This is a genomic window from Microbacterium hatanonis (assembly GCF_008017415.1).
In the GTDB taxonomy this organism is placed as follows: domain Bacteria; phylum Actinomycetota; class Actinomycetes; order Actinomycetales; family Microbacteriaceae; genus Microbacterium; species Microbacterium hatanonis.
The window spans coordinates 1,111,005-1,132,064 of record NZ_VRSV01000002.1 but is presented as its reverse complement, the minus strand read 5'-3'; the positions used below and the strand labels follow the sequence as shown (position 1 = coordinate 1,132,064).

At 67.1% G+C, this 21,060-nt stretch carries 34 protein-coding genes; 1 reads left to right on the top strand and 33 read right to left on the bottom strand.

What is annotated here, in order from left to right; translation table 11 throughout:
- Positions 1–13 precede the first annotated feature (13 nt).
- From rplQ to infA, 6 genes are all read right to left on the bottom strand, one after another.
- Positions 14–583: a 50S ribosomal protein L17 gene (rplQ, locus tag FVP77_RS15370; RefSeq protein ID WP_147895403.1), complete on the bottom strand. Its 570-nt coding sequence runs from the start codon at positions 581–583 to the stop codon at positions 14–16.
- Positions 584–621: 38 nt separating this feature from the next.
- The gene (locus tag FVP77_RS15365) at positions 622–1,611 is read right to left on the bottom strand and encodes a DNA-directed RNA polymerase subunit alpha (protein ID WP_147895402.1); all 990 of its coding nucleotides are present in this window, start codon (positions 1,609–1,611) and stop codon (positions 622–624) included.
- 124 nt (positions 1,612–1,735) lie between these two features.
- On the bottom strand, positions 1,736–2,134 hold the full coding sequence (gene rpsK / locus FVP77_RS15360) for a 30S ribosomal protein S11 (RefSeq protein WP_116648312.1): 399 nt from the start codon (positions 2,132–2,134) through the stop codon (positions 1,736–1,738).
- A 32-nt stretch (positions 2,135–2,166) separates the two neighbouring features.
- The gene (gene rpsM / locus FVP77_RS15355; protein ID WP_121148533.1) at positions 2,167–2,541 is read right to left on the bottom strand and encodes a 30S ribosomal protein S13; all 375 of its coding nucleotides are present in this window, start codon (positions 2,539–2,541) and stop codon (positions 2,167–2,169) included.
- 163 nt (positions 2,542–2,704) lie between these two features.
- Positions 2,705–2,821 (bottom strand): 50S ribosomal protein L36, encoded by a 117-nt coding sequence (gene rpmJ, locus FVP77_RS15350; protein ID WP_005050492.1) that lies wholly within the window; start codon positions 2,819–2,821, stop codon positions 2,705–2,707.
- Between the two features lie 64 nt (positions 2,822–2,885).
- Positions 2,886–3,107: a translation initiation factor IF-1 gene (gene infA / locus FVP77_RS15345; protein WP_116648310.1), complete on the bottom strand. Its 222-nt coding sequence runs from the start codon at positions 3,105–3,107 to the stop codon at positions 2,886–2,888.
- A 400-nt stretch (positions 3,108–3,507) separates the two neighbouring features.
- Between infA and FVP77_RS15340 the strand changes: the two genes are divergently transcribed.
- Positions 3,508–4,371 carry a hypothetical protein gene (locus FVP77_RS15340; RefSeq protein WP_187266963.1) on the top strand — a complete coding sequence of 288 codons (864 nt, stop codon included), beginning with the start codon at positions 3,508–3,510 and terminating at the stop codon, positions 4,369–4,371.
- A 68-nt stretch (positions 4,372–4,439) separates the two neighbouring features.
- Here FVP77_RS15340 and FVP77_RS15335 read toward each other — a convergent pair whose 3' ends face one another.
- The 27 genes from FVP77_RS15335 to FVP77_RS15205 form a co-directional block, all read right to left on the bottom strand.
- Complete coding sequence (locus FVP77_RS15335; protein ID WP_147895400.1) at positions 4,440–5,129, bottom strand: DsbA family protein; 690 nt, start codon at positions 5,127–5,129, stop codon at positions 4,440–4,442.
- Positions 5,130–5,132: 3 nt separating this feature from the next.
- A complete protein-coding gene (map, locus tag FVP77_RS15330; RefSeq protein WP_147895399.1) occupies positions 5,133–5,972 on the bottom strand; it encodes a type I methionyl aminopeptidase in 840 nt (279 codons plus the stop codon).
- A gap of 1 nt (position 5,973) precedes the next feature.
- Entirely contained in the window at positions 5,974–6,561 is a 588-nt protein-coding gene (locus FVP77_RS15325) for an adenylate kinase (RefSeq protein WP_147895398.1), read from the bottom strand.
- Complete coding sequence (secY, locus tag FVP77_RS15320; protein ID WP_116648305.1) at positions 6,561–7,883, bottom strand: preprotein translocase subunit SecY; 1,323 nt, start codon at positions 7,881–7,883, stop codon at positions 6,561–6,563. The genes FVP77_RS15325 and secY overlap by 1 nt, the downstream gene beginning before the upstream one ends.
- A 143-nt stretch (positions 7,884–8,026) precedes the next feature.
- Positions 8,027–8,575 (bottom strand): 50S ribosomal protein L15, encoded by a 549-nt coding sequence (rplO, locus tag FVP77_RS15315; protein WP_116648304.1) that lies wholly within the window; start codon positions 8,573–8,575, stop codon positions 8,027–8,029.
- Entirely contained in the window at positions 8,575–8,760 is a 186-nt protein-coding gene (gene rpmD, locus FVP77_RS15310; protein ID WP_091484804.1) for a 50S ribosomal protein L30, read from the bottom strand. Before rpmD ends, rplO begins: the two co-directional genes overlap by 1 nt.
- On the bottom strand, positions 8,760–9,428 hold the full coding sequence (rpsE, locus tag FVP77_RS15305) for a 30S ribosomal protein S5 (protein WP_187267014.1): 669 nt from the start codon (positions 9,426–9,428) through the stop codon (positions 8,760–8,762). The genes rpmD and rpsE overlap by 1 nt, the downstream gene beginning before the upstream one ends.
- Positions 9,429–9,454: 26 nt before the next feature.
- A complete protein-coding gene (gene rplR / locus FVP77_RS15300; protein ID WP_116648303.1) occupies positions 9,455–9,814 on the bottom strand; it encodes a 50S ribosomal protein L18 in 360 nt (119 codons plus the stop codon).
- Between the two features lie 2 nt (positions 9,815–9,816).
- Positions 9,817–10,353 carry a 50S ribosomal protein L6 gene (gene rplF, locus FVP77_RS15295; RefSeq protein ID WP_147895397.1) on the bottom strand — a complete coding sequence of 179 codons (537 nt, stop codon included), beginning with the start codon at positions 10,351–10,353 and terminating at the stop codon, positions 9,817–9,819.
- Positions 10,354–10,359: 6 nt separating this feature from the next.
- Positions 10,360–10,758, bottom strand: a complete 399-nt coding sequence (gene rpsH, locus FVP77_RS15290; protein WP_147895396.1) for a 30S ribosomal protein S8 — start codon at positions 10,756–10,758, stop codon at positions 10,360–10,362.
- A gap of 69 nt (positions 10,759–10,827) precedes the next feature.
- Positions 10,828–11,418, bottom strand: coding sequence for a 50S ribosomal protein L5 (gene rplE / locus FVP77_RS15285; protein WP_116648300.1), 591 nt, complete (start codon positions 11,416–11,418; stop codon positions 10,828–10,830).
- Between the two features lie 2 nt (positions 11,419–11,420).
- A complete protein-coding gene (rplX, locus tag FVP77_RS15280) occupies positions 11,421–11,780 on the bottom strand; it encodes a 50S ribosomal protein L24 (RefSeq protein WP_116648299.1) in 360 nt (119 codons plus the stop codon).
- A gap of 2 nt (positions 11,781–11,782) precedes the next feature.
- Entirely contained in the window at positions 11,783–12,151 is a 369-nt protein-coding gene (rplN, locus tag FVP77_RS15275) for a 50S ribosomal protein L14 (RefSeq protein WP_116648298.1), read from the bottom strand.
- A 3-nt stretch (positions 12,152–12,154) separates the two neighbouring features.
- The gene (gene rpsQ / locus FVP77_RS15270; protein WP_425463146.1) at positions 12,155–12,550 is read right to left on the bottom strand and encodes a 30S ribosomal protein S17; all 396 of its coding nucleotides are present in this window, start codon (positions 12,548–12,550) and stop codon (positions 12,155–12,157) included.
- Positions 12,550–12,861, bottom strand: a complete 312-nt coding sequence (rpmC, locus tag FVP77_RS17190; RefSeq protein ID WP_116648297.1) for a 50S ribosomal protein L29 — start codon at positions 12,859–12,861, stop codon at positions 12,550–12,552. Before rpmC ends, rpsQ begins: the two co-directional genes overlap by 1 nt.
- Positions 12,861–13,280 carry a 50S ribosomal protein L16 gene (rplP, locus tag FVP77_RS15260; protein ID WP_116648296.1) on the bottom strand — a complete coding sequence of 140 codons (420 nt, stop codon included), beginning with the start codon at positions 13,278–13,280 and terminating at the stop codon, positions 12,861–12,863. The genes rpmC and rplP overlap by 1 nt, the downstream gene beginning before the upstream one ends.
- On the bottom strand, positions 13,280–14,050 hold the full coding sequence (gene rpsC, locus FVP77_RS15255) for a 30S ribosomal protein S3 (protein WP_116648295.1): 771 nt from the start codon (positions 14,048–14,050) through the stop codon (positions 13,280–13,282). Before rpsC ends, rplP begins: the two co-directional genes overlap by 1 nt.
- Complete coding sequence (gene rplV, locus FVP77_RS15250; protein WP_121148515.1) at positions 14,050–14,448, bottom strand: 50S ribosomal protein L22; 399 nt, start codon at positions 14,446–14,448, stop codon at positions 14,050–14,052. Before rplV ends, rpsC begins: the two co-directional genes overlap by 1 nt.
- Positions 14,449–14,473: 25 nt before the next feature.
- Positions 14,474–14,755 carry a 30S ribosomal protein S19 gene (rpsS, locus tag FVP77_RS15245; RefSeq protein ID WP_116648293.1) on the bottom strand — a complete coding sequence of 94 codons (282 nt, stop codon included), beginning with the start codon at positions 14,753–14,755 and terminating at the stop codon, positions 14,474–14,476.
- A gap of 13 nt (positions 14,756–14,768) precedes the next feature.
- Entirely contained in the window at positions 14,769–15,608 is an 840-nt protein-coding gene (gene rplB / locus FVP77_RS15240; RefSeq protein WP_147895395.1) for a 50S ribosomal protein L2, read from the bottom strand.
- A gap of 25 nt (positions 15,609–15,633) precedes the next feature.
- Positions 15,634–15,930 carry a 50S ribosomal protein L23 gene (rplW, locus tag FVP77_RS15235; RefSeq protein WP_116648291.1) on the bottom strand — a complete coding sequence of 99 codons (297 nt, stop codon included), beginning with the start codon at positions 15,928–15,930 and terminating at the stop codon, positions 15,634–15,636.
- Entirely contained in the window at positions 15,927–16,589 is a 663-nt protein-coding gene (gene rplD, locus FVP77_RS15230) for a 50S ribosomal protein L4 (protein WP_147895394.1), read from the bottom strand. The genes rplW and rplD overlap by 4 nt, the downstream gene beginning before the upstream one ends.
- A 4-nt stretch (positions 16,590–16,593) precedes the next feature.
- A complete protein-coding gene (gene rplC / locus FVP77_RS15225) occupies positions 16,594–17,253 on the bottom strand; it encodes a 50S ribosomal protein L3 (protein WP_116648289.1) in 660 nt (219 codons plus the stop codon).
- An 8-nt stretch (positions 17,254–17,261) separates the two neighbouring features.
- Positions 17,262–17,570, bottom strand: a complete 309-nt coding sequence (gene rpsJ / locus FVP77_RS15220) for a 30S ribosomal protein S10 (protein ID WP_116648288.1) — start codon at positions 17,568–17,570, stop codon at positions 17,262–17,264.
- 753 nt (positions 17,571–18,323) lie between these two features.
- Complete coding sequence (locus FVP77_RS15215) at positions 18,324–18,539, bottom strand: Rv0909 family putative TA system antitoxin (protein WP_147895393.1); 216 nt, start codon at positions 18,537–18,539, stop codon at positions 18,324–18,326.
- 13 nt (positions 18,540–18,552) lie between these two features.
- Positions 18,553–19,467: a class C sortase gene (locus FVP77_RS15210; protein WP_222707743.1), complete on the bottom strand. Its 915-nt coding sequence runs from the start codon at positions 19,465–19,467 to the stop codon at positions 18,553–18,555.
- Positions 19,468–19,536: 69 nt separating this feature from the next.
- Complete coding sequence (locus FVP77_RS15205; protein ID WP_147895392.1) at positions 19,537–21,048, bottom strand: SpaH/EbpB family LPXTG-anchored major pilin; 1,512 nt, start codon at positions 21,046–21,048, stop codon at positions 19,537–19,539.
- Between the last annotated feature and the right edge of the window lie 12 nt (positions 21,049–21,060).

Here is a 21,060-nt window from a genome sequence, read left to right as displayed (position 1 = left end):
GTCCGGCGGGTTCTTACTTCTTGTCGTCTTCGACGACCGCGTCGTCGGCTGCAGCCTCGGCGGCGGCGCCCTCTTCGGGCGACTCCGAGCCTGCATCGGCGGCGGCGTCGTCCGCAGCATCCGCTTCGGCGACGGCGTCGGTGGCCTCGTCTTCGACGGGCTCCTCGACCGGGGCGGCGGCAGCGGCCGGAGCCGTGCGCTTCGCCGACGACGCCTTCGGCGTGACGGGCTCGAGGACGAGCTCGATCACGGCCATGGGGGCGTTGTCGCCCTTGCGGTTGCCGATCTTGGTGATGCGGGTGTAGCCGCCCTGGCGCTCGGCGACCAGGGGCGCGATCTCGGTGAAGAGCGTGTGAACGACGTCCTTGTCACCGATGACGCTCAGCACGCGACGACGCGCGTGCAGATCGCCGCGCTTGCCGAACGTGATGAGACGCTCAGCGAGCGGACGGAGGCGCTTGGCCTTCGTCTCGGTCGTCTGAATCGACTTGTGCGTGAACAGTGCCGCGGCGAGGTTCGCCAGCAGGAGACGCTCGTGGGCCGGACCGCCGCCGAGGCGGGGACCCTTCGTGGGCTTGGGCATAGTGATTTACTCCAGTGGAATCGAGGCGGAAGCCGGGATCAGACGGTCTCGTCGTCGTAGCCGCCGTAGAACTGGGCGCCGTCGAAACCGGGCACCGAATCCTTGAGCGACAGTCCGAGCGACGTGAGCTTGTCACGAACCTCGTCGACCGACTTCTGACCGAAGTTGCGGATGTTCATCAGCTGCGTCTCCGAGAGGGCGACGAGCTCGGACACCGTGTTGATGCCCTCGCGCTTCAGGCAGTTGTACGAACGGACCGAGAGGTCGAGGTCTTCGATCGGCATCGACAGCTCGTTCGAGAGGACGGTCTCGACGGGCGCGGGGCCGATCTCGATGCCCTCGGCCTCGACGTTCAGCTCGCGAGCGAGGCCGAACAGCTCGGTCAGCGTGCGACCGGCCGAAGCGACCGCGTCACGCGGGGCAATCGACGACTTCGACTCGACATCGAGGATGAGCTTGTCGAAGTCGGTGCGCTCACCGGCACGAGTCGCCTCGACGCGGTAGCTGACCTTCAGCACGGGCGAGTAGATCGAGTCGATCGGCACCTGGCCGGCCTCGGCGTACTCGTTGCGGTTCTGGGTGGCCGAGACGTAGCCGCGGCCACGCTCGATCGTCAGCTCGAGCTCGAACTTCGCGGTGTCGTTCAGGGTCGCGATGACGAGCTCGGGGTTGTGCACCTCGACGCCGGCGGGGGCGGAGATGTCGGCCGCCGTGACCTCACCGGAGCCGGTCTTGCGCAGGTACGCCGTGATGGGCTCATCGCGCTCGCTCGAGACGACGAGCTGCTTGATGTTGAGGATGATCTCGGTGACGTCCTCTTTCACACCCGGGATGGTGCTGAACTCGTGCAGCACTCCGTCGATACGGATGCTGGTGACGGCCGCACCGGGGATCGACGAGAGGAGGCTGCGACGCAGGGCGTTGCCGATCGTGTAACCGAAGCCGGGCTCGAGCGGCTCGATGATGAAACGGCTGCGGAACTCCCCGACCTTCTCCTCGGTCAGAGTGGGACGCTGTGCGATAAGCACGATGTGTTCCTTTCGATCACGTATCCGCTATATGACACGTGCAATGGGTGAGGTATTGAGTTGTGGTCGAGCGGATGCTGCGGCCACCGAAACGGGTGGCCGCAGCATCCACGGTCGACGGGTGTCAGACGCGACGGCGCTTCGGCGGGCGGCAGCCGTTGTGCGCCTGCGGGGTGACGTCCTGGATCGATCCGACCTCGAGGCCGGCGGCCGTGAGCGAACGGATCGCGGTCTCGCGGCCGGAGCCGGGACCCTTGACGAAGACGTCGACCTTCTTCACGCCGTGCTCCTGCGCCTGGCGGGCGGCCGACTCGGCGGCCAGACCTGCGGCGAAGGGCGTCGACTTGCGCGAGCCCTTGAAGCCCACGCCGCCGGACGATGCCCAGCTGATGACCGCACCCGAGGGGTCGGTGATCGAAACGATCGTGTTGTTGAACGTCGACTTGATGTGGGCGTGGCCCAGCGCGATGTTCTTCTTCTCCTTGCGGCGCGGCTTGCGCGCTGCGGACTTGGGGGTAGCCATGATTCTCCTGAAACCTCAGCGCCGGCGCAGGCCTAGCGCGCCTTCTTCTTGCCGGCGACGGTGCGCTTCGGGCCCTTGCGGGTGCGAGCGTTCGTCTTGGTGCGCTGTCCGCGCACGGGAAGACCGCGACGGTGGCGGATGCCCTCGTACGAACCGATCTCGACCTTGCGGCGGATGTCGGCGGCGACCTCACGGCGGAGATCACCCTCGACCTTGTAGGCGGCCTCGATGTGGTCGCGCAGTGCGATCAGCTGGTCGTCGGTGAGGTCCTTCACACGGATGTCGGGGCTGATGCCCGTCGCCGTGAGGATCTCGTCGGAACGGGTACGGCCAACGCCGTAGATGTAGGTCAGGGCGATGACCACGCGCTTGTCACGCGGGATGTCTACGCCGGCGAGACGTGCCATGCGACTCTCCTAGGAGTGTTGTGGAGGTGTGGAGCAGGATCGGTGCCCGGGCCTCCGCCCGAGGTGTCCCCTCTTTCGAGGATCTGATCCTGCCGGTGTGTGTTCAGTTGCGAGTTTCGAGGTGCGGCGCAGGCCGTGAAGACACGGCCTGGCGCAGCATCCGTCAGCCCTGGCGCTGCTTGTGACGCGGGTTGCTCTTGCAGATCACCATCACCCGGCCGTGACGGCGGATGACCTTGCAGTGGTCGCAGATGGGCTTGACGCTGGGGTTTACCTTCATGATTTCCTGCTTCGCTGTCTTCGTTCCCCGCACCGCGGCGCGGGGACGTTACTTCTCGACCGGTCTAGCGGTAGCGGTAGACGATACGACCGCGCGTGAGGTCGTAGGGGCTCAGCTCTACGACGACGCGGTCTTCGGGGATGATGCGGATGTAGTTCTGTCGCATCTTGCCCGAGATCGTGGCGAGCACCTTGTGTCCGTTGGTGAGCTCGACGCGGAACATCGCGTTGGGCAGCGCCTCGGAGATTGTGCCCTCGATCTCGATGACACCGTCTTTCTTCGCCATATACTCGCTATCACTTGGAGACCGGTCGGTCTGCGTTGGATGGGTTTCGGTGCAGAAGCACGCCAAAGTAGGCGCAACGCACCAAAGAACGAGCATACGCCACGCGCCGGCTTCCGGCAACTTCGCGCCGCCCCGCGGACGGTGACACACGCCGATCGGCCGATACTCACCGCCTGGCGTGGTGTCTCAGCCGATCGGTGGGTTTCACCGGCGGTCCTCCCCAGGGACGGAGCCGGCGGAACCATCCACACCTCGTCGGTCGCGCCGCACGCGCCGTATCCGACCCCACCACGCTGTCGGAATGGTCGATCGCACTGCACCTCCCTGCGCGCCCTCGCCGCTCGCATTCATCACACGCGCGGACGAGGAGCTCACGCACGTTCGCGCGCGACGCGGGCCGATGCTCGAGCGAGTGCGCCCCGGCGTCTATGTCGATCGCAGCGCATGGGCGGCTCTCGCCCCGTGGGACCGGTACCTCGTGAGGGTCCACGCCTTCGCCCTGTCGCATCCGGGCGCAGTGTTCTGCCTGGAGTCGGCCGCCGCCTTGCAGCGATTGCCCCTCTTCGGTGAACCCCGTGACATCCATGTATTCGACCACAGAAGGACCCGCTCGCGGCGGTTCGGCGACGTCCTTGTACACACCGGTGCGGATGGCCTCCGCATCGTCGGCGACGGACCATACACGACGTCGAGCGATGCCACGGCCGTGGATCTCGCGCGCGTCCTTCCACCGGCATTCGCCCTGGCCGTCGTCGACGCGGTGCTTCGACAGGCGGGCTCGACTCTGTCAGCGACCGACCTCCGAGACCTCGGTCGCTCACAGGCCACTCGCCGCGGGCGGGCGCGTCTCGAGTGGGCGGCCTCTCGCGCCGATGCCGCTGCCGAGTCAGCCGGGGAGTCCGTCAGCCGGGCGGTGATCGAGTGGCTCGGCTTCCCGGAGGCGGAGCTGCAGCAACCGTTCGTTTCGGGCAGCGTCGAAGACCGCGTCGACTTCCTCTGGCGACGGTGGTGGATCATCGGTGAATCCGATGGATATGCGAAGTACTCGGCCTCGGGCGACGATCCGATGTCGGCCCTTCGCCGTGAGAAGACGCGGGAGGATCGCCTCCGACGCCACGTCGGCGGATTCGCGCGCTGGGACTGGAGCGACGTCATGCGCGTCGATCCGCTTCAGAATGCTCTCCTGGCCGCCGGCCTCCCCCAGGTCTTCTCACCACAGCCGGGACTGCTCGCGACGCTCCGATCGAACCCGCGCTCTCGGTGACCGAGACACACCTTCTGGCTGAGGCGCGCCGCCAGGCGGGGCGTCTCAGCCAGAAATGGTGTTTCGAGTCAGCTGAAGCGCGCGACGATGTCGGCCTGCGGGTCACCCGTGAGGTCGGTCTGGTTCGTCAGGGTCTGGCCGTTCACGACGATGGTCGGGGTCGAGACGCCGGAGGCACCCGTCTGGATCGGGGTCTCACGGGTCATCGCCGTGACGTAGCGGCTATAGGTGCCGTCGGTGATGCAGGATGCGACGCCCTCCCCCGCTCCGACGCCCTCGGCGATGCTCGTGAGCGTCGCGTCGTCGAGGCCGGTGGACTGCTCCTCCGGCTGGTTCTCGTAGAGCGCCTGGAGGAACGGCAGCGCGTTGGCCGGGTCGTCGGCCGCGACGCAGTACATCGCGTTGGCCGAACGGGTCGAGTACTCCGTGCCCTGCGAGGCGCGGTCGAGGATCGAGATCGGGTGGATGTTGAGCGTGATCGTGCCGTCGTCGACGAGCTGCGAGAGCGTCGAGCCGTAGGTCTGCTCGAAGTTGTTGCAGATCGGGCACATGAAGTCGACGTACGTGTCCACCGTGTTGGGGCCGCTGCCCACCGCGATGGCTCCGGTGTCCTGGTTGATCGCCGAGCTCTCCGGGGCGGGACCGGCGGAGGTCGCCTGCGAGTTCGAGAACCACACGATGCCGCCGACGGCGACGATCACCACGACGACCGCGGCGCTGACCCAGATCGCGAACCAGTTCGTCTTACCCGCAGCCATGCTCTATCCGATCGCTCGTGGAACGACGCCGAACGGCGCCAACTTCTCGGCTCCTCCGTCGGGCGACGTCAGGACCCAGATGCCTCCATCGTGCACCGCGACGCTGTGCTCCCAATGTGAGCCGGGCGACCCGTCGACGCTCGATACCGTCCAGTCGTCGTCCTCGACGAAGGTCTCCTGATCGCCCGCCACCACCATGGGCTCGATCGCCACCGCGAGCCCCGGCCGGACCTCCGGACCGGGGTCGCTGATGCGGTAGTTGAAGACGCTGGGCGCCTCGTGCATCTTGCGCCCGATGCCGTGCCCGACGTAGTCGCGGAGGATCCCGTACCCGCCCTCGGGGGCGTTGGCCTCGACGTAGGACTCGATCGCCGTCCCCACCTCGCCGAGCCGCGACGCGGACGCCAGCGCGGCGATCCCCGCCCACAGCGACCCCTCGGTCACCTCGGACAGGCGGCGGCGCTGCTCGACGACCTCGACGGGAGCCTCGCCCGGCACGATCATCGTGAACGCGGAGTCGCCGTTCCACCCGTCGAACTGGGCACCGGCGTCGACGGACACGATGTCGCCCGGCTCGAGCACGCGCTCGCCCGGGATACCGTGCACGACCTGCTCGTTCACCGACACGCAGATGGTGTGGCGATACCCGCGCACCATCTGGAAGTTCGACTGCGCACCGCGCGCCCGCAGGACGGCGGATGCTGCGGCGTCGAGCTCGATCGTCCGCACACCCGGTGCGATGATCGCGCGCACCGCGTCGAGTGCGGCGGCGGTGATGAGTCCGGGTGCCACCATGGCCCGCAGCTGGGCGGGCGACTTGTAGATCGAGGTGCGGAAGCGCACGTCAGACGGAGCGGGAGAGCCCGCGGGCGTCGAGCGCCGCGAAGATGCGCGCCGTCACGTCGTCGAACGAACCGACGCCGTCGATCTCGTCGACCACACCGCGGGTTCCGTAGACACCGAGGATCGGCGCCGTCTCGGACTCGTAGATCGAGAGCCGGTGCGCGATGACGTCTTCGGTGTCGTCGGCGCGGCCCTGCTCCTCCGCGCGCTTGCGCAGGCGGTCGATCGACTCGTCCCGGGGAACCACGAGGGCGATCACCGCGTCGAGCGACTCCTCGCGCCCCTCGAGGAACTCGTCGAGGTGCAGCACCTGCCCGAGGTTGCGCGGGTACCCGTCGAGGAGGAATCCCTCCGCGGCATCCGCCTGCGCCAGACGATCGCGCACGACGGCACTGGTGAGCTCGTCGGGGACGAGGCGCCCTGCGTCGATGATCTCCTTGACCTGGAGCCCCAGGTCGGTTCCCTCAGCGACATTGGCGCGGAAGACGTCGCCCGTGGACACCACGGGGATGCCGAACGACTCAGCGATGCGCACGCCCTGCGTGCCCTTGCCGGAACCCTGGGGGCCGACGATGAGAAGGCGCGCCATCAGCGGAGGAGGCCTTCGTAGTGACGCTGCTGCAGCTGGGCATCGATCTGCTTCACGGTCTCGAGTCCGACACCGACGATGATGAGGATCGAGGCGCCGCCGAACGGGAAGTTCTGGTTGGCACCGACCGTCGCCAGGGCGATGAGCGGGAGGAGCGCGATCAGACCGAGGTAGATCGAGCCCGGCAGAGTGATGCGCGTCAGCACGTAGTCGAGGTACTCGGCCGTCGGGCGTCCGGCACGGATGCCGGGGATGAACCCGCCGTACTTCTTCATGTTGTCGGCGACGTCGACCGGGTTGAACGTGATCGCCACGTAGAAGTAGGTGAAGCCGATGATGAGAAGGAAGTACGTGGCCATGTAGACCGGCTGGTCACCCGAGGTGAAGTACTGCTGGATCCACGCGACCCAGCCCGGAACCTCCTGGCCCGGCTGCGGCTGGTTGAACTGTGCGATCAGCGCGGGGATGTACAGCAGCGACGAGGCGAAGATGACGGGCACGACGCCGGCCATGTTGACCTTGATCGGGATGTACGTGTTCGACCCGCCGTAGGTGCGTCGACCGACCATGCGCTTCGCGTACTGCACCGGGATGCGGCGCTGCGACTGCTCGACGAACACCACCAGCGCGACGACGACGACGCCGACGGCCAGCACCATGAGGAAGACCTCGAAACCGCGGGCGGCCCAGATCGAGCCCATCGCCGACGGGAACGTCGCCGCGATCGAGGTGAAGATGAGGATCGACATTCCGTTGCCGACGCCACGCTCGGTGACGAGCTCGGCGAACCACATGATGAGGCCGGTGCCGGCGGTCAGCGTGATGATCATGAGCAGCTGCGCCCACCACACATCGTTGGTGAGGAGCTGCTGGCACTCGGGGATGCTGGTGGCTCCGAAGAGCTGGCCCGACCGCGCGACCGTGACGAGGGTCGTCGACTGGAGCAGCGCGAGGGCGATCGTGAGGTAACGCGTGTACTGCGTCAGCTTGCTCTGGCCCGCCTGGCCCTCCTTGTAGAGGGTCTCGAAGTGCGGGATGACCACGCGGAGGAGCTGCACGATGATCGTCGCGGTGATGTACGGCATGACGCCGAGCGCGAAGATCGACAGCTGCAGCAGGGCGCCGCCCGAGAACAGGTTGACGAGCGAGAGGAGACCCTCGGTGCTGCCCGACTGGTCGAGGCACGACTGCACGTTCGGGAAGTTCACGAACGGCGTCGGCACATGCGCGCCCAGACGGTAGATGGCGATGATCGCGAGAGTGAAGCCGATCTTCCTCCGCAGGTCGGGTGTGCGGAACACCCGCGCGATGGCGCTGAACAAGGGGACTCCTCCGGAATGGTTCCGCGCGCACAGAGAGCGCACAAGAAGCCAGCGTAGCCCAGCCGGGCGTGCGGGGTGGTCCGCGCCCTCCGGCTGGAACGGCAACAGGGGCCGGAGGAAGCCTCCGACCCCTGTCATGGGTGTTACTGAACGGTGCCGCCCGCAGCGACGATCTTCTGCTCGGCGGAACCCGAGACCTTGTCGACCGACACGGTGAGCTTCACCGAGATGTCGCCGGTGCCGAGCACCTTGACCTTCTCGTTCTTGCGAACCGCGCCCTTGGCGACGAGGCCCGCGATGGTGACCTCTCCGCCCTCGGGGTAGAGCTCGGCGAGCTTGTCGAGGTTGACCACCTGATACTCGACGCGGAACGGGTTCTTGAACCCGCGCAGCTTCGGCGTACGCATGTGGAGGGGCATCTGCCCGCCCTCGAAGCCGACGCGAACCTGGTAACGAGCCTTCGTTCCCTTGGTACCGCGACCGGCGGTCTTACCCTTCGAGCCCTCACCGCGACCCACACGGGTCTTGGCCTTGTGGGCACCGGGGACCGGACGGAGGTGGTGCACCTTCAGCACACCCGGGCGGGTGGCAGGAGCTTCCTTCGTCTTCGCCGCAGCGGCCGGCTTCTTGGCGGCGGGCTTGCGCGCCGGAGCCTTCTTGGGCTCGGCGGCTTCGGTTTCGTTCTCAGCCATTAGTCGATCTCCTCAACCTTGACGAGGTGGGCGACGGTCTTGACGTAGCCGCGCGTCTGCGCGTCGTCGGGACGAACGACCGAGTCGTTGATCCGCTTCAGACCGAGGCTGCGCAGCGTGTCGCGCTGGTTCTGCTTCTCGCTCACCTTGGACTTGATCTGCGTGACCTTCAGACGGGCGGCCATCAGGCACCTACCTTCTGGGCGGCGATGGCGTCGGCCTCGGCGCGGACGAGCCGGGCAGGTGCCACCTGGTCGAACTCCAGGCCACGGCGGGCGGCCACGGCGCGGGGCTCTTCGAGCTGCTTCAGGGCGGCGACCGTCGCGTGCACGATGTTGATCGTGTTCGACGAGCCGAGCGACTTCGACAGGACATCGTGGATGCCCGCGCACTCGAGGACGGCGCGGACCGGACCACCGGCGATAACACCGGTACCGGCAGCGGCCGGACGGAGCAGCACGACGCCGGCAGCGGCCTCGCCCTGCACCGGGTGCGGGATCGTCGACGCGACGCGGGGAACACGGAAGAAGTTGCGCTTGGCCTCTTCGACACCCTTCGAGATCGCCAGGGGGACCTCGCGGGCCTTGCCGTATCCGACGCCCACCACACCGTTGCCGTCACCGACGACCACCAGAGCGGTGAAGCTGAAGCGCTTTCCACCCTTGGTGACCTTGGCGACACGGTTGATCGTCACGACGCGCTCCAGGAACTGGCTCTTGTCGTCACGCGAACCGCGGTCACGCTGGTTGGCGTTGCGCTCGCGGCCACCGCGGCGCGGCTCGCGCTCGCGCTCGGCGGGCGCCTGAGCTGCAGCAGCCGGCGCCTCGGCGGGCGCGGTCTGCTCGGCATCCACTGCCACTTCGGTCTCCTTGTTGTCGCTCACAGGTTCAGCCCCTTCTCGCGGGCGCCATCGGCGATCGCAGCAACGCGTCCGGCGTAGCGGTTTCCGCCACGGTCGAACACGGCGTCGGTCACTCCGGCGGCGATCGCACGCTCGGCGACGAGCTCGCCGACCTTGCGTGCCTTTGCGGTCTTGTCGCCGTCGAGGCCGCGCAGGTCGGTCTCGAGGGTCGACGCGGAGGCCAGCGTGCGGCCCTTGCTGTCATCGACGAGCTGCACGAAGACGTGACGCGCCGAGCGGGTGACGACGAGACGAGGACGGGCCTCGCTGCCGACGATCTTCTTGCGAAGGCGGGCGTGACGACGCGCGCGTGCTTCGCTCTTTGTCTTGAGAGCCATGGCTACTTACCACTCTTTCCGGCCTTGCGGCGCACGACCTCGCCCGCGTACCGCACACCCTTGCCCTTGTACGGCTCGGGCTTGCGGATCTTGCGGATGTTGGCGGCGGCCTCACCGACGGCCTGCTTGTCGATGCCGCTCACGGTGACCTTGTTGTTGCCTTCGACCGTGAGGGTGATTCCCGCGGGGGGCTCGACGAGAACCGGGTGCGAGAAGCCGAGGGCGAACTCGACCGAGCTGCCCTTCTGCGCGACGCGGTAACCCGTGCCGACGACCTCGAGACCCTTGGTGTACCCCGTGGTGACACCGATGATGTTGTTGCTGATGAGCGTGCGGGTCAGGCCGTGGAGCGACCGCGACTCGCGCTCGTCGTCGGGCCGGCTGACGAGAACCTGGTTCTCCTCGACCTTGACCTCGAGGGGGCGCGCCACGGTGAGCGAGAGCTCACCCTTGGGGCCCTTGACTGCGACATCCTGACCGGCCACCGTCACGGTGACGCCGGCGGGGATGTCGATGGGAAGACGTCCGATTCGCGACATGTCAGATCACCACACGTAGGCGAGGACTTCTCCGCCCACGCCCTTCTGGTCGGCCTGGCGGTCGGTGAGAAGACCGGAGGAAGTGGACAGGATGGCAACGCCGAGGCCGCCGAGGACCGTGGGGATCTCGGAGGACTTCGCGTAGACGCGCAGACCGGGCTTCGACACGCGCTTGATGCCGGCGATCGACCGCTCGCGGTTCGGGCCGTACTTCAGCGTGAGGGTCAGTGTCTGACCGACGCGGGCGTCTTCGACGATCCAGTCGGAGATGTAACCCTCCTGCTTGAGGATCGCGGCGATGTGGGTCTTGAGCTTCGAGCTCGGCAGCGACACGGAGTCGTGGTGCGCCGAGTTCGCGTTGCGCAGACGGGTCAGCATATCTGCGACCGGGTCTGTCATCGTCATGTGATGCTTCTTTCGTTCATGAGGTTTCGGCTGCCGTTACGCGGCAGACGACCTTCGATGATGGATGGCTTATGCCTGAGTTTCGGCGGCCTGGAAGGGGAAACCGAGCTGCCGGAGCAGCGAGCGGCCCTCGTCGTCCGTCTTCGCGGTGGTCACGACGGTGATGTCGAAACCGCGAACGCGGTCGATGCGGTCCTGGTCGATCTCGTGGAACACGGACTGCTCCTGGAGACCGAACGTGTAGTTGCCGTTGCCGTCGAACTGCTTCGACGACAGACCACGGAAGTCGCGGATACGGGGAAGCGCGAGGTTCACGAGGCGGTCGAGGAACTCCCATGCGCGGTCGCCGCGGAGGGTGACGTGAGCGCCGATGGCCTGGCCCTCGCGCAGCTTGAACTGCGCGATGGACTTGCGGGCCTTGGTGACGACCGGCTTCTGGCCGGTGATCTTGACGAGGTCGTCGACCGCGCCATCGATCACCTTGCTGTCGCGAGCTGCCTCGCCGACACCGGTGTTCACGACGACCTTCACGAGACCGGGGATCTGCATGACGTTCGAGTAACCGAACTCCTCCTGCAGAGCCTTCTGGATTTCGTTCTTGTACTTCTGCTTCAGGCGCGGCTGGATTTTGCCAGCGGGCGCGGCAGTATCGGTGCTCATATTCAGAGGTCCTTGCCTGACTTCTTCGCGAAGCGCACACGAACGGTGCGCTTCACGCCGTCCTTGACCTGCTCCTCGACGCGGTGGCCGACGCGGGTCGGCTTCTTGCTCGAGGGGTCGACCAGGGCGACGTTGGAGATGTGGATGGGGGCTTCGAACGTCTCGATGCCACCCGTCTTGGTTCCGCGCTGGGTCTGACCCACGCGGGTGTGCTTGGTGACGTAGTTCACGCCCTCGACGATGACGCGGTTCTGCTCGACAAGGATCTCGAGGACCTTGCCCTGCTTGCCGCGGTCGCCGCCGCGCTCGGGCTTGGCGCCCGAGATGACCTGAACCAGGTCGCCCTTCTTGATCTTCGCCATGATCAGATGACCTCCGGTGCCAGCGAGACGATCTTCATGAACTTCTTGTCGCGAAGTTCACGACCGACCGGACCGAAGATGCGGGTGCCACGGGGCTCCCCGTCGGTCTTCAGGATCACGGCGGCATTCTCGTCGAACTTGATGTACGAGCCGTCGGGGCGACGGGTGTGCTTGATGACGCGCACGACGACAGCCTTGACGACGTCGCCCTTCTTGACGTTTCCGCCAGGGATCGCGTCCTTGACCGTCGCCACGATGACATCGCCGATGCCCGCGTACCGACGGTTGGAGCCGCCGAGCACGCGAATGGTGAGCAGCTCCTTGGCGCCGGTGTTGTCGGCGACCTTGAGGCGGGATTCGTTCTGAATCATGGGTTACTTCGCCTTCTCGAGGACCTCGACCAGACGCCACCGCTTGGTGGCGCTGAGCGGACGGGTCTCGTTGATCAGCACGAGGTCGCCGATGCCGGCGGAGTTGGTCTCGTCGTGCGCCTTCACCTTGGAGGTGCGACGGATGACCTTGCCGTAGAGCGGGTGCTTCACGCGGTCCTCGACCTCGACGACGATGGTCTTGTCCATCTTGTCGCTGGTCACGTAGCCGCGGCGCGACTTGCGGTAACCGCGGGCGTCCGCGTCGCGCACGTCGCGCTCGGAGCTCTCGTGGCCCTTCGCCTGCACGGCCTCGTCCACGACGGGCGCCTCGGCTGCCGCAGCTGCCTTGGTCGACGCCTTGCGGGCGGGTGCCTTCTTCTTCTCGGTGGTCTCAGCCATCACTCGGCCTCTTCCTTCGCGGCCGAGTCAGCGGCATCCGCCTTCTTGGCCTTGGTCTTCTTCGCCTTCGTCGCCTCCACCGGAGCGGGAGTGGCACGGATGCCGAGCTCGCGCTCACGGATGACGGTGTAGAGCCGCGCGATGTCGCGCTTGACGGCGCGGATGCGGCCGTGGCTCTCGAGCTGGCCGGTGGCCGACTGGAAGCGCAGGTTGAACAGCTCTTCCTTGGCCTTGCGCAGCTCTTCGACCAGACGCTGGTCTTCGAACGTGTCGAGCTCGCTCGGGGCGAGCTGCTTGGTGCCGATCGCCATTACGCGTCGCCCTCCTCGCGCTTGATGATGCGTGCCTTGAGGGGCAGCTTGTGAATTGCCCGGGTGAGAGCCTCGCGTGCGAGGGACTCGTCGACACCGGAGACCTCGAAGAGGACCCGGCCCGGCTTGACGTTCGCGACCCACCACTCGGGCGAACCCTTGCCGGAACCCATGCGGGTTTCGGCGGGCTTCTTGGTCAGCGGACGGTCGGGGTAGATGTTGATCCACACCTTTCCGCCACGCTTGATGTGACGCGTCATGGCGATACGAGCGGACTCGATCTGACGGTTGGTCACGTAAGCGGGAGTCAGGGCCTGGATGCCGTACTCGCCGAAGCTCACCTCGGTGCCGCCGGTCGCCTGACCGGACCGCCCGGGGTGGTGCTGCTTGCGGTACTTGACCTTACGGGGGATGAGCATTACGCCGACGCTCCTTCTGCCACGGGGGCCTCGTTGCGGGGGCTACGCGGCGGACGGCGGTCGCCACGGTCGCCACGGTCGTCACGACCGCGGGACTTCGGCGCGTTGGCCTGCTCGCGGGCGAGCTCCTTGTTGGTCATGTCGCCGTTGTAGATCCAGACCTTCACGCCGATGCGGCCGAAGGTGGTCTTCGCCTCGTAGAAGCCGTAGTCGATGTTCGCGCGGAGCGTGTGCAGGGGCACACGGCCTTCGCGGTAGAACTCCGAACGGCTCATCTCGGCGCCGCCGAGGCGGCCGGAGACCTGGATGCGGACGCCCTTGGCGCCGGCGCGCTGTGCACCCTGCATGCCCTTGCGCATCGCGCGGCGGAACGCCACACGACCCACGAGCTGCTCGGCGATGCCCTGCGCGACGAGCTGAGCGTCGGCCTCGGGGTTCTTGACCTCGAGGATGTTCAGCTGGATCTGCTTGCCGGTGAGCTTCTCGAGGTCGGCGCGGATGCGCTCGGCCTCGGCGCCGCGACGACCGATCACGATGCCCGGGCGGGCGGTGTGGATGTCGACGCGGACGCGGTCACGGGTGCGCTCGATCTCGATGCTGCTGACACCGGCGCGGTCGAGCGACGTGGTGAGCAGACGACGGATCTTGATGTCCTCCGCCACATAGTCGGCGTAGCGCTGGCCCGGCTTCGTCGAGTCGGAGAACCACCGGGACACGTGGTCCGTGGTGATACCGAGGCGGAAGCCGTACGGGTTGACTTTCTGGCCCATTACTTGCTCGCCTTCTTGGTCGGGGTTCCGGCCTCGGCCGTCGGCGCCTCGGGCGTCGACAGCACGACCGTGATGTGGCTCGTGCGCTTCTTGATCTGGAAAGCGCGGCCCTGGGCACGGGGACGGAAACGCTTCAGCGTCGCGCCCTCGTCGACGTACGCGTTCGCGACGAACAGATCCTGGTCGTCGAGGTACTCGTTCGTCTTGTCGGCAGTGACCCGAGCGTTCGCCATCGCCGAGGCGACGAGCTTGTAGATCGGCTCGCTCGCGCCCTGCGGCGCGAACTTCAGGATGGCGAGGGCCTCAGCGGCCTGCTTTCCCTTGATGAGCGCAACGACACGACGAGCCTTCTGAGGGGTCACGCGGATGTGTCGCACGCGTGCGATGGACTCCACCATTTCTCTCTCCTCTAGCGCCCCCGCGTCAGCGGCGGCGGCCCTTCTTGTCGTCCTTCTCATGGCCGCGGAAGGTGCGGGTGGGCGCGAACTCGCCCAGTTTGTGGCCCACCATGGTCTCGGTCACGAACACGGGGATGTGCTTGCGACCGTCGTGCACGGCCACGGTGTGGCCGAGCATGGCGGGGATGATCATCGATCGACGCGACCAGGTCTTGATCACGTTCTTGGTACCGGCTTCGTTCTGCGACACGACCTTGCGAAGCAGGTGCTCGTCGACGAAGGGGCCCTTCTTGAGACTGCGTGGCATCTTCTGTTCCTACCTACTTGCGCTTCTTGCCGGCGGTACGACGACGGACGATGAGCTTGTCGCTCTCCTTGTTGGGGTGGCGGGTGCGCCCCTCCTTCTGACCCCACGGGGTCACGGGGTGACGTCCACCGGACGTCTTGCCCTCACCACCACCGTGCGGGTGGTCGACCGGGTTCATCGCGACACCGCGGACGGTCGGGCGGATGCCCTTCCAGCGGTTGCGACCGGCCTTGCCCCAGTTGATGTTCGACTGCTCGGCGTTGCCGACCTCGCCGATCGTCGCGCGGCAGCGCACGTCGACGTTGCGGATCTCGCCGGAGGGCAGACGCAGCTGGGCGTACGGGCCGTCCTTGGCGACCAGACGCACGGATGCGCCGGCCGAACGCGCCATCTTCGCGCCGCCGCCGGGGCGGAGCTCGATGGCGTGGATGACCGTACCGGTCGGGATGTTGCGCAACGGCAGGTTGTTGCCGGGCTTGATGTCAGCGCCGGCACCCGACTCGACGACATCGCCCTGCGACAGCTTGTTCGGCGCGATGATGTAGCGCTTCTCGCCGTCTGCGTAGTGCAGGAGCGCGATGCGCGCGGTGCGGTTGGGGTCGTACTCGATGTGAGCGACCTTGGCGTCGATGCCGTCCTTGTCGTTACGACGGAAGTCGATCAGACGGTACTGGCGCTTGTGACCGCCACCGATGTGACGCGTGGTGATGCGGCCCTGGTTGTTGCGGCCACCGGTCTTCGACAGCGGTCGGAGCAGCGACTTCTCGGGCGTCGATCGCGTGATCTCGGCGAAGTCGGCCACCGACGAACCGCGGCGACCCGGGGTCGTGGGCTTGTACTTGCGAATAGCCATGTTCTGTAGTCCTCAGTCCCGACCGTCAGCCGACTGCCGTGAAGATGTCGATGGTGCCCGACTTCAGCGTGACGATGGCGCGCTTGGTGTCCTTGCGCTTGCCGAGGCCGAAGCGGGTGCGACGCGCCTTGCCGACGCGGTTGATGGTGTTCACCGCGGCGACCTTGACGTCGAAGATCTTCTCGATGGCGAGCTTGATCTCGGTCTTGGTGGCGCGGGTGTCCACGTAGAACGTGTACTTGCCCTCGTCGATGAGCCCGTAGCTCTTCTCGGAGACGACCGGCTTCAGGATGATGTCGCGCGGGTCCTTGTTGACGGTCATGCCGACACCTCCTGGGTGGTCGCCGACTTCGACGCCACGAAGGCGTCGTACGCGGCCTTGGTGAAGACGATGTCGTCCGAGACGAGCACGTCGTACGCGTTGAGCTGGTCGAACGTGAGGACGTGGACGTACGCGAGGTTGCGGACGCTCTTCACGGCGACGTCGTCGCCGCGCTCGATGACGACCAGCACGTTCTTCGTCGCCAAGAGGGCACCGAGCACGGATGCTGCGGCCTTCGTCGACGGCGTGCCGTCGAACCCGAACGAGTCGATGATGTGGAGACGGTCGCCGCGTGCGCGGTCGCTCAGTGCGCCGAGGAGGGCGGCCGAGATCATCTTCTTGGGGGTCCGCTGCCCGTAGTCACGGGGCTTGGGACCGTGGACGATGCCACCACCGGTCATGTGGGGAGCACGGATCGAACCCTGACGGGCGTTACCGGTTCCCTTCTGCTTGAACGGCTTGCGGCCGGCACCGGAGACCTCACCGCGACGCTTGGTCGAGTGGGTTCCCTGGCGAGCCGCCGCGCGCTGCGCGACGACGACCTGGTGGATCAGCGGGATGTTCGTCTTGACGTCGAAGATCGCGGCGGGCAGCTCCACGGAGCCAGCCTTCTTGCCGTCTGCCTTCAGCACGTCGAGCGCGAGAGTCGAGTCAGCCATGAGTTCAGGCACCCTTCACTGCGTTGCGGACGTAGACGATGCGGCCACGAGCACCGGGGACGGCGCCCTTGACGAGCAGCAGACCCTTCTCGGCGTCGACGGCGTGCACCGTGAGGTTGAGGACGGTCACGCGCTCGCCACCCATACGGCCGGCCATGCGCATGCCCTTGAAAACGCGGCTCGGGGTCGACGATGCGCCGATCGAACCGGGCTTGCGGTGGTTGCGGTGCGAACCGTGCGATGCCGAGACGCCCTTGAAGTTGTGGCGCTTCATGACACCGGCGGTTCCCTTGCCCTTGCTGGTGCCGACGACGTCGACCAGCTGGCCGGCCTCGAAGAGGCCTTCCGCGGTGAGTTCCTGCCCGAGCGAGTAGTCGCCGGCGTCCGCGGTGCGGATCTCGGTGACGTGGCGACGCGGGGTGACGCCCGCGGCCTCGAAGTGGGCCGTCAGGGGCTTGTTCACCTTGCGGGGGTCGATCTGCCCGTAGGCGATCTGCACGGCGTTGTAGCCGTCCTTCTCGGGGGTGCGAACCTGGGTGACCACGTTCGGAGCCACCTCGATGACGGTGACGGGAACGAGCTTGCCGTTGGCGTCCCAGACCTGGGTCATGCCCAGCTTGGTGCCCAGCAGGCCCTTGGAAATCTTGGAGTTGATGTCAGCCATGTCGAACCTCAGAGCTTGATCTCGATGTTGACATCGGCCGGGAGGTCGAGACGCATCAGCGAGTCGACGGCCTTGGGCGTCGGGTCGATGATGTCGATCAGGCGCTTGTGGGTGCGCATCTCGAAGTGCTCGCGGCTGTCCTTGTACTTGTGCGGCGACCGGATGACCGCGATGACGTTCTTCTCGGTCGGAAGCGGCACGGGGCCGACGACGGTTGCACCGGCACGGGTCACGGTGTCGACGATCTTGCGCGCGGACGAATCGAGTCCGGCGTGATCGTACGACTTCAGGCGAATGCGGATCTTCTGTCCCGCCATTGTCTGCTCTCTCTCTTTACGCGTCTTACCCCCGGGCCATTCGGACCCGGTGGCATTGGACGCACGACGGCGCTTGCGCGCCCTGGCACTTCTGCTCACTCTTGCGAGCGATGCTGCACCGCTGTTCTGCTGTCAAACCGGCTGCCGAAGCATCCGGCCCGCCCCTCCCCGCGCACGAAGACGCACTCCCGAAAGAGTGGAGGGTTTCGGTGGGATGTTCTCCTGCCCGCGGCCTAGCTCACTCTCGTGTCGCTATGCACTGCCCTGGCAGTGACCGGCGGCACGCAGAGCGGCCACCGGAGTGTGGAACTGGATTAGTCTACGTGCCGCCCGGGCGTGTCGCAAACCCGGGCGTGTCGCGATTCGCGATATGCAGCGCTCCCCCAGCCTCGCACACCCCGACGGTGCCCGTTTCGGCCGCGGGTGCCCGAAGTTTCGGCCTCGAACGGCGGATGCGGGCTCTCTCGGTGCCAGTCGAGCACGCCGCGAGATCGCAGGATGCCGCGGACCGACCCCGCCGCATCCGCCATCGCCTGCACGCTCTCGCGAAGGGCTGCGGCGCTCTCCTCGTCGTACCGGCCGTGGCCACGCCACGCGACAGCGCGGAGCCCGCCGTCGAAGGCCGCGGCCGCGGTCGTGCCCATGAAGACGGGTGGATGCACCGCCCGGCCAGACGTCGAAAGTGCCCGTTCCCGCCGCGAGTGCCCGAATATTCGGGCACCTCTGACGGAAACGGGCACTCTCGGCGGCGCGCTACTGGTTGCCGAGGTTCTTGTCGACGTTGGCGCGGACCTCGTCGATCTTGCCGTGATGCTGCTCGGGAGCGACCTTCTTGATCGCGTCGGCGGCGCCGTCGAGGAACTTGTCGCTGACGTCTTCGGCCTTCTCGCTCTTGAGGGCCTCCTCGATCTTGTCGCGGTTCTGCTCGAACAGCTGCTTTCCCTTGTTGATGATGTCGTCGACACCCATGGTGGACCTCCTCCTAGAGAGCCTCATTCTCGGATGGCCGCTGCGTGGGTGGCAAGGGGTGGCGCAGAGCGCGCGGGGGTCTCCCCGACAGCCAGACGTAGGTGGAGGCGACCATCACGGCGCCCGCCGCGATGAAGGCCCACCAGGGGAAGGTGGGGATCTCCGGCCGCTCTCCTGCGCCGTCGAGATCGGCCCCAGGTGTCGGGATGACGCGCTCCCCCGTCACCAGGATGCGATGGCTGTTGACGCCCAACGGCGTGCACGTGACGAGCGTGAGAAGATCCTCGCCCACCACGGGCAGCAGGCTCTCGGTATCGGCGGGGTCGACCACGCGGGTCTCGACCACGCGGTACGTGAGCACCTCGCCGAAGACCTCGACCGTGAAGGTGTCGTCGACCTGCACGCGGTCGAGGTGGGTGAAGAGCTCGGACGTCGCCAGACCACGATGGGCGGTGAGAACGGAATGGGTGGATGCTCCCCCCACCGGCACGGCGGTTCCTTCGAGGTGTCCGACCCCGTGCTCGAGGACGTCGTCGCTCGTGCCGTGATAGATCGGCAGGTCGACGTCGATCGCGGGGATCTTCAGACGCGCCATGAGACCGTCGGCGTCGCCCCGGAGGACGGCGTCGTAGTCGCCGCCCTGCTCGGGGTCGGCGGCCAACGGCAGGCGCTCGTTCGCCGCGATGTTCACGCCGCCCCCGGTCAGCGCGTCGTTGTAGGCGCGGGCGTCGCGCAGACGCTCGCGGAGGGTGTCGGCACCGAGATCGGCGACGTCGTCGGTCAGCGCATCGATGCGCTGCGACTGCTCGTATTGGCTGAACCACGACACGACGGTCGGGAACAGCAGGAGTCCCGCACCGGCGAGTGAGACGAGAGCGATCACGAGGGGGAAGACCGGCAGACGCCACCGCCGGGCCCGGCGCAGCATCCTGCGCGACGGGAATGACGAAGGCGGGACGCCCGGCTGACGCCCCGCCTTCGCTGTCTTCACGTCGGGTTACGCTGCGGCGCGCTCGGCGAGCGCACGACGACGGGACACGACGACCGCGGCGCCGAGGGCGATGACCACGAGGGCACCCCCGCCGAGACCGAACCACAGACCGCCGTCACCACCGGTCAGCGGCAGCAGGAAGTTCGCCGCCGAGACCTGGGTGTGACCGAACTCGATGTAGTTCTGCACCGGCGGGACCGTCGAGGTCGGGCCGGCGACGACCGCCGTCTGCACCGGGTTGCTCTGGGGCAGGTTGAAGCCGGCCGGCGGCGTGATCTCGCGCACGTAGTAGTTACCGGGCGTGATGATCGGGATCTCCACGAGGCCGTTCGCCCCGGTGGTCCAGTTCGTCGCCCCGTTGATGGAGATGGGGTTCTGCTGGAGGTTGGCGTCGTTCTGGTTCAGGTAGACCTGGTAGATCGCGCCGGCGAGGGGAACGCGCGGGCTGCCGTTGGTGCTCTCGTAGGCGAGCACCGTGAGCTGTCCGATGGGCGTGACGCCGGTGACCGTGGTCGTCAGACCGTTGATGTTTCCCGTCGCGCTGTTCACGATGCGGCCGTCGGCGGGGATCGACACGGCACGGGTCAGCACGTTGAACGAGACCACGCCGCCCTGCAGACCCGTCAGGCGGGTGAGGCCGGAGGGGGTGAAGGTCAGCGTGGACGTACCGGCGGCGGCGTCGGTGACGACGTTGTAGTCGGTGCCCGCGACGAAGTTCTGCGCGAGGCCCGCCGAGTTGGTCACGGTGACGGTCGTCGGCGACACACCGGCCGGCGGGGTGCCGACGAAGGTGAGGTCGGCCGGGATGGTGTCGACCAGCGAGAAGTTCGAGATCGAGTCGCCCGCCGCCAGGGTCGGGATCGTCGACGAGATCGCCCAGCGGATGAGGTCGGGGTTGCGCGCCTCGGCGGAGTTCGCCGGAGCGGGAACACGCGTCTTCGTCAGCTCGGTCACGGCGTTCTTGGGGTACACGTGCACGTCGTAGATCCACTGGTTCGCGGGCGCGCCCTGCGAACCGGTCGGCAGCGGCAGCGAGACGAGGAACGGCGCGGTCGGGTTGGTCGCCTCAGCGGGGAGCACGGTCTCCTGGACGTAGAACAGACCGATGGGCATGTCGGACGGGAACGTCGCGGTGCCGTTGGATGCCGATGCCGTCGACGTGAACGTCGTCGTGCTGAGTCGGTTGGCCGCGGTCTGCGGGGTGAGGTTGCCGGCGATCGTCCAGCCCTCGGGGGTGGTCAGGTCGACACCCGCGACCTGGGTGGCGGTGAAGACCGCACCGGCCAGCGGCGTGCCGAGGTTCGTGCCGGCCGGCAGCTGCTGACCGGTACCGGCCTGCTGCGGGCTGTTGGGGCCGAGCGCGTACTTGTGCACGGTCAGGCTCCGAGCCTGCGTGCTGTCGATGTTTCCGGGCAGCGTGACCGCCTGCGCGGGGGCGGTCGCCACGATCGCCGCGCCGGCGGCCAGGACGATGGCGCCGATCGCGGCGGTGACCCGCCGAAGTGTGGACGAGGACATGGGTTTTCTCCA

Bases quoted from the DNA above. Each gene is read 5' to 3' on its own strand.
- rplQ (WP_147895403.1), bottom strand. From the start codon at position 583: ATGCCCAAGCCCACGAAGGGTCCCCGCCTCGGCGGCGGTCCGGCCCAC.
- rpsK (WP_116648312.1), bottom strand. From the start codon at position 2,134: ATGGCTACCCCCAAGTCCGCAGCGCGCAAGCCGCGCCGCAAGGAGAAG.
- rpsM (WP_121148533.1), bottom strand. From the start codon at position 2,541: ATGGCACGTCTCGCCGGCGTAGACATCCCGCGTGACAAGCGCGTGGTC.
- rpmJ (WP_005050492.1), bottom strand. From the start codon at position 2,821: ATGAAGGTAAACCCCAGCGTCAAGCCCATCTGCGACCACTGCAAGGTC.
- infA (WP_116648310.1), bottom strand. From the start codon at position 3,107: ATGGCGAAGAAAGACGGTGTCATCGAGATCGAGGGCACAATCTCCGAG.
- FVP77_RS15340 (WP_187266963.1), top strand. From the start codon at position 3,508: ATGCTCGAGCGAGTGCGCCCCGGCGTCTATGTCGATCGCAGCGCATGG.
- FVP77_RS15335 (WP_147895400.1), bottom strand. From the start codon at position 5,129: ATGGCTGCGGGTAAGACGAACTGGTTCGCGATCTGGGTCAGCGCCGCG.
- FVP77_RS15325 (WP_147895398.1), bottom strand. From the start codon at position 6,561: ATGGCGCGCCTTCTCATCGTCGGCCCCCAGGGTTCCGGCAAGGGCACG.
- rplO (WP_116648304.1), bottom strand. From the start codon at position 8,575: ATGGCTGAGAACGAAACCGAAGCCGCCGAGCCCAAGAAGGCTCCGGCG.
- rpmD (WP_091484804.1), bottom strand. From the start codon at position 8,760: ATGGCCGCCCGTCTGAAGGTCACGCAGATCAAGTCCAAGGTGAGCGAG.
- rplR (WP_116648303.1), bottom strand. From the start codon at position 9,814: ATGGCTCTCAAGACAAAGAGCGAAGCACGCGCGCGTCGTCACGCCCGC.
- rplF (WP_147895397.1), bottom strand. From the start codon at position 10,353: ATGTCGCGAATCGGACGTCTTCCCATCGACATCCCCGCCGGCGTCACC.
- rpsH (WP_147895396.1), bottom strand. From the start codon at position 10,758: ATGACGATGACAGACCCGGTCGCAGATATGCTGACCCGTCTGCGCAAC.
- rplE (WP_116648300.1), bottom strand. From the start codon at position 11,418: ATGAGCACCGATACTGCCGCGCCCGCTGGCAAAATCCAGCCGCGCCTG.
- rplX (WP_116648299.1), bottom strand. From the start codon at position 11,780: ATGGCGAAGATCAAGAAGGGCGACCTGGTTCAGGTCATCTCGGGCGCC.
- rplN (WP_116648298.1), bottom strand. From the start codon at position 12,151: ATGATTCAGAACGAATCCCGCCTCAAGGTCGCCGACAACACCGGCGCC.
- rpsQ (WP_425463146.1), bottom strand. From the start codon at position 12,550: ATGGCTGAGACCACCGAGAAGAAGAAGGCACCCGCCCGCAAGGCGTCG.
- rpmC (WP_116648297.1), bottom strand. From the start codon at position 12,861: ATGGCGATCGGCACCAAGCAGCTCGCCCCGAGCGAGCTCGACACGTTC.
- rplP (WP_116648296.1), bottom strand. From the start codon at position 13,280: ATGCTCATCCCCCGTAAGGTCAAGTACCGCAAGCAGCACCACCCCGGG.
- rpsC (WP_116648295.1), bottom strand. From the start codon at position 14,050: ATGGGCCAGAAAGTCAACCCGTACGGCTTCCGCCTCGGTATCACCACG.
- rplV (WP_121148515.1), bottom strand. From the start codon at position 14,448: ATGGTGGAGTCCATCGCACGCGTGCGACACATCCGCGTGACCCCTCAG.
- rpsS (WP_116648293.1), bottom strand. From the start codon at position 14,755: ATGCCACGCAGTCTCAAGAAGGGCCCCTTCGTCGACGAGCACCTGCTT.
- rplB (WP_147895395.1), bottom strand. From the start codon at position 15,608: ATGGCTATTCGCAAGTACAAGCCCACGACCCCGGGTCGCCGCGGTTCG.
- rplW (WP_116648291.1), bottom strand. From the start codon at position 15,930: ATGACCGTCAACAAGGACCCGCGCGACATCATCCTGAAGCCGGTCGTC.
- rplD (WP_147895394.1), bottom strand. From the start codon at position 16,589: ATGGCTGACTCGACTCTCGCGCTCGACGTGCTGAAGGCAGACGGCAAG.
- rplC (WP_116648289.1), bottom strand. From the start codon at position 17,253: ATGGCTGACATCAACTCCAAGATTTCCAAGGGCCTGCTGGGCACCAAG.
- rpsJ (WP_116648288.1), bottom strand. From the start codon at position 17,570: ATGGCGGGACAGAAGATCCGCATTCGCCTGAAGTCGTACGATCACGCC.
- FVP77_RS15215 (WP_147895393.1), bottom strand. From the start codon at position 18,539: ATGGGTGTCGACGACATCATCAACAAGGGAAAGCAGCTGTTCGAGCAG.
- FVP77_RS15210 (WP_222707743.1), bottom strand. From the start codon at position 19,467: ATGCTGCGCCGGGCCCGGCGGTGGCGTCTGCCGGTCTTCCCCCTCGTG.
- FVP77_RS15205 (WP_147895392.1), bottom strand. From the start codon at position 21,048: ATGTCCTCGTCCACACTTCGGCGGGTCACCGCCGCGATCGGCGCCATC.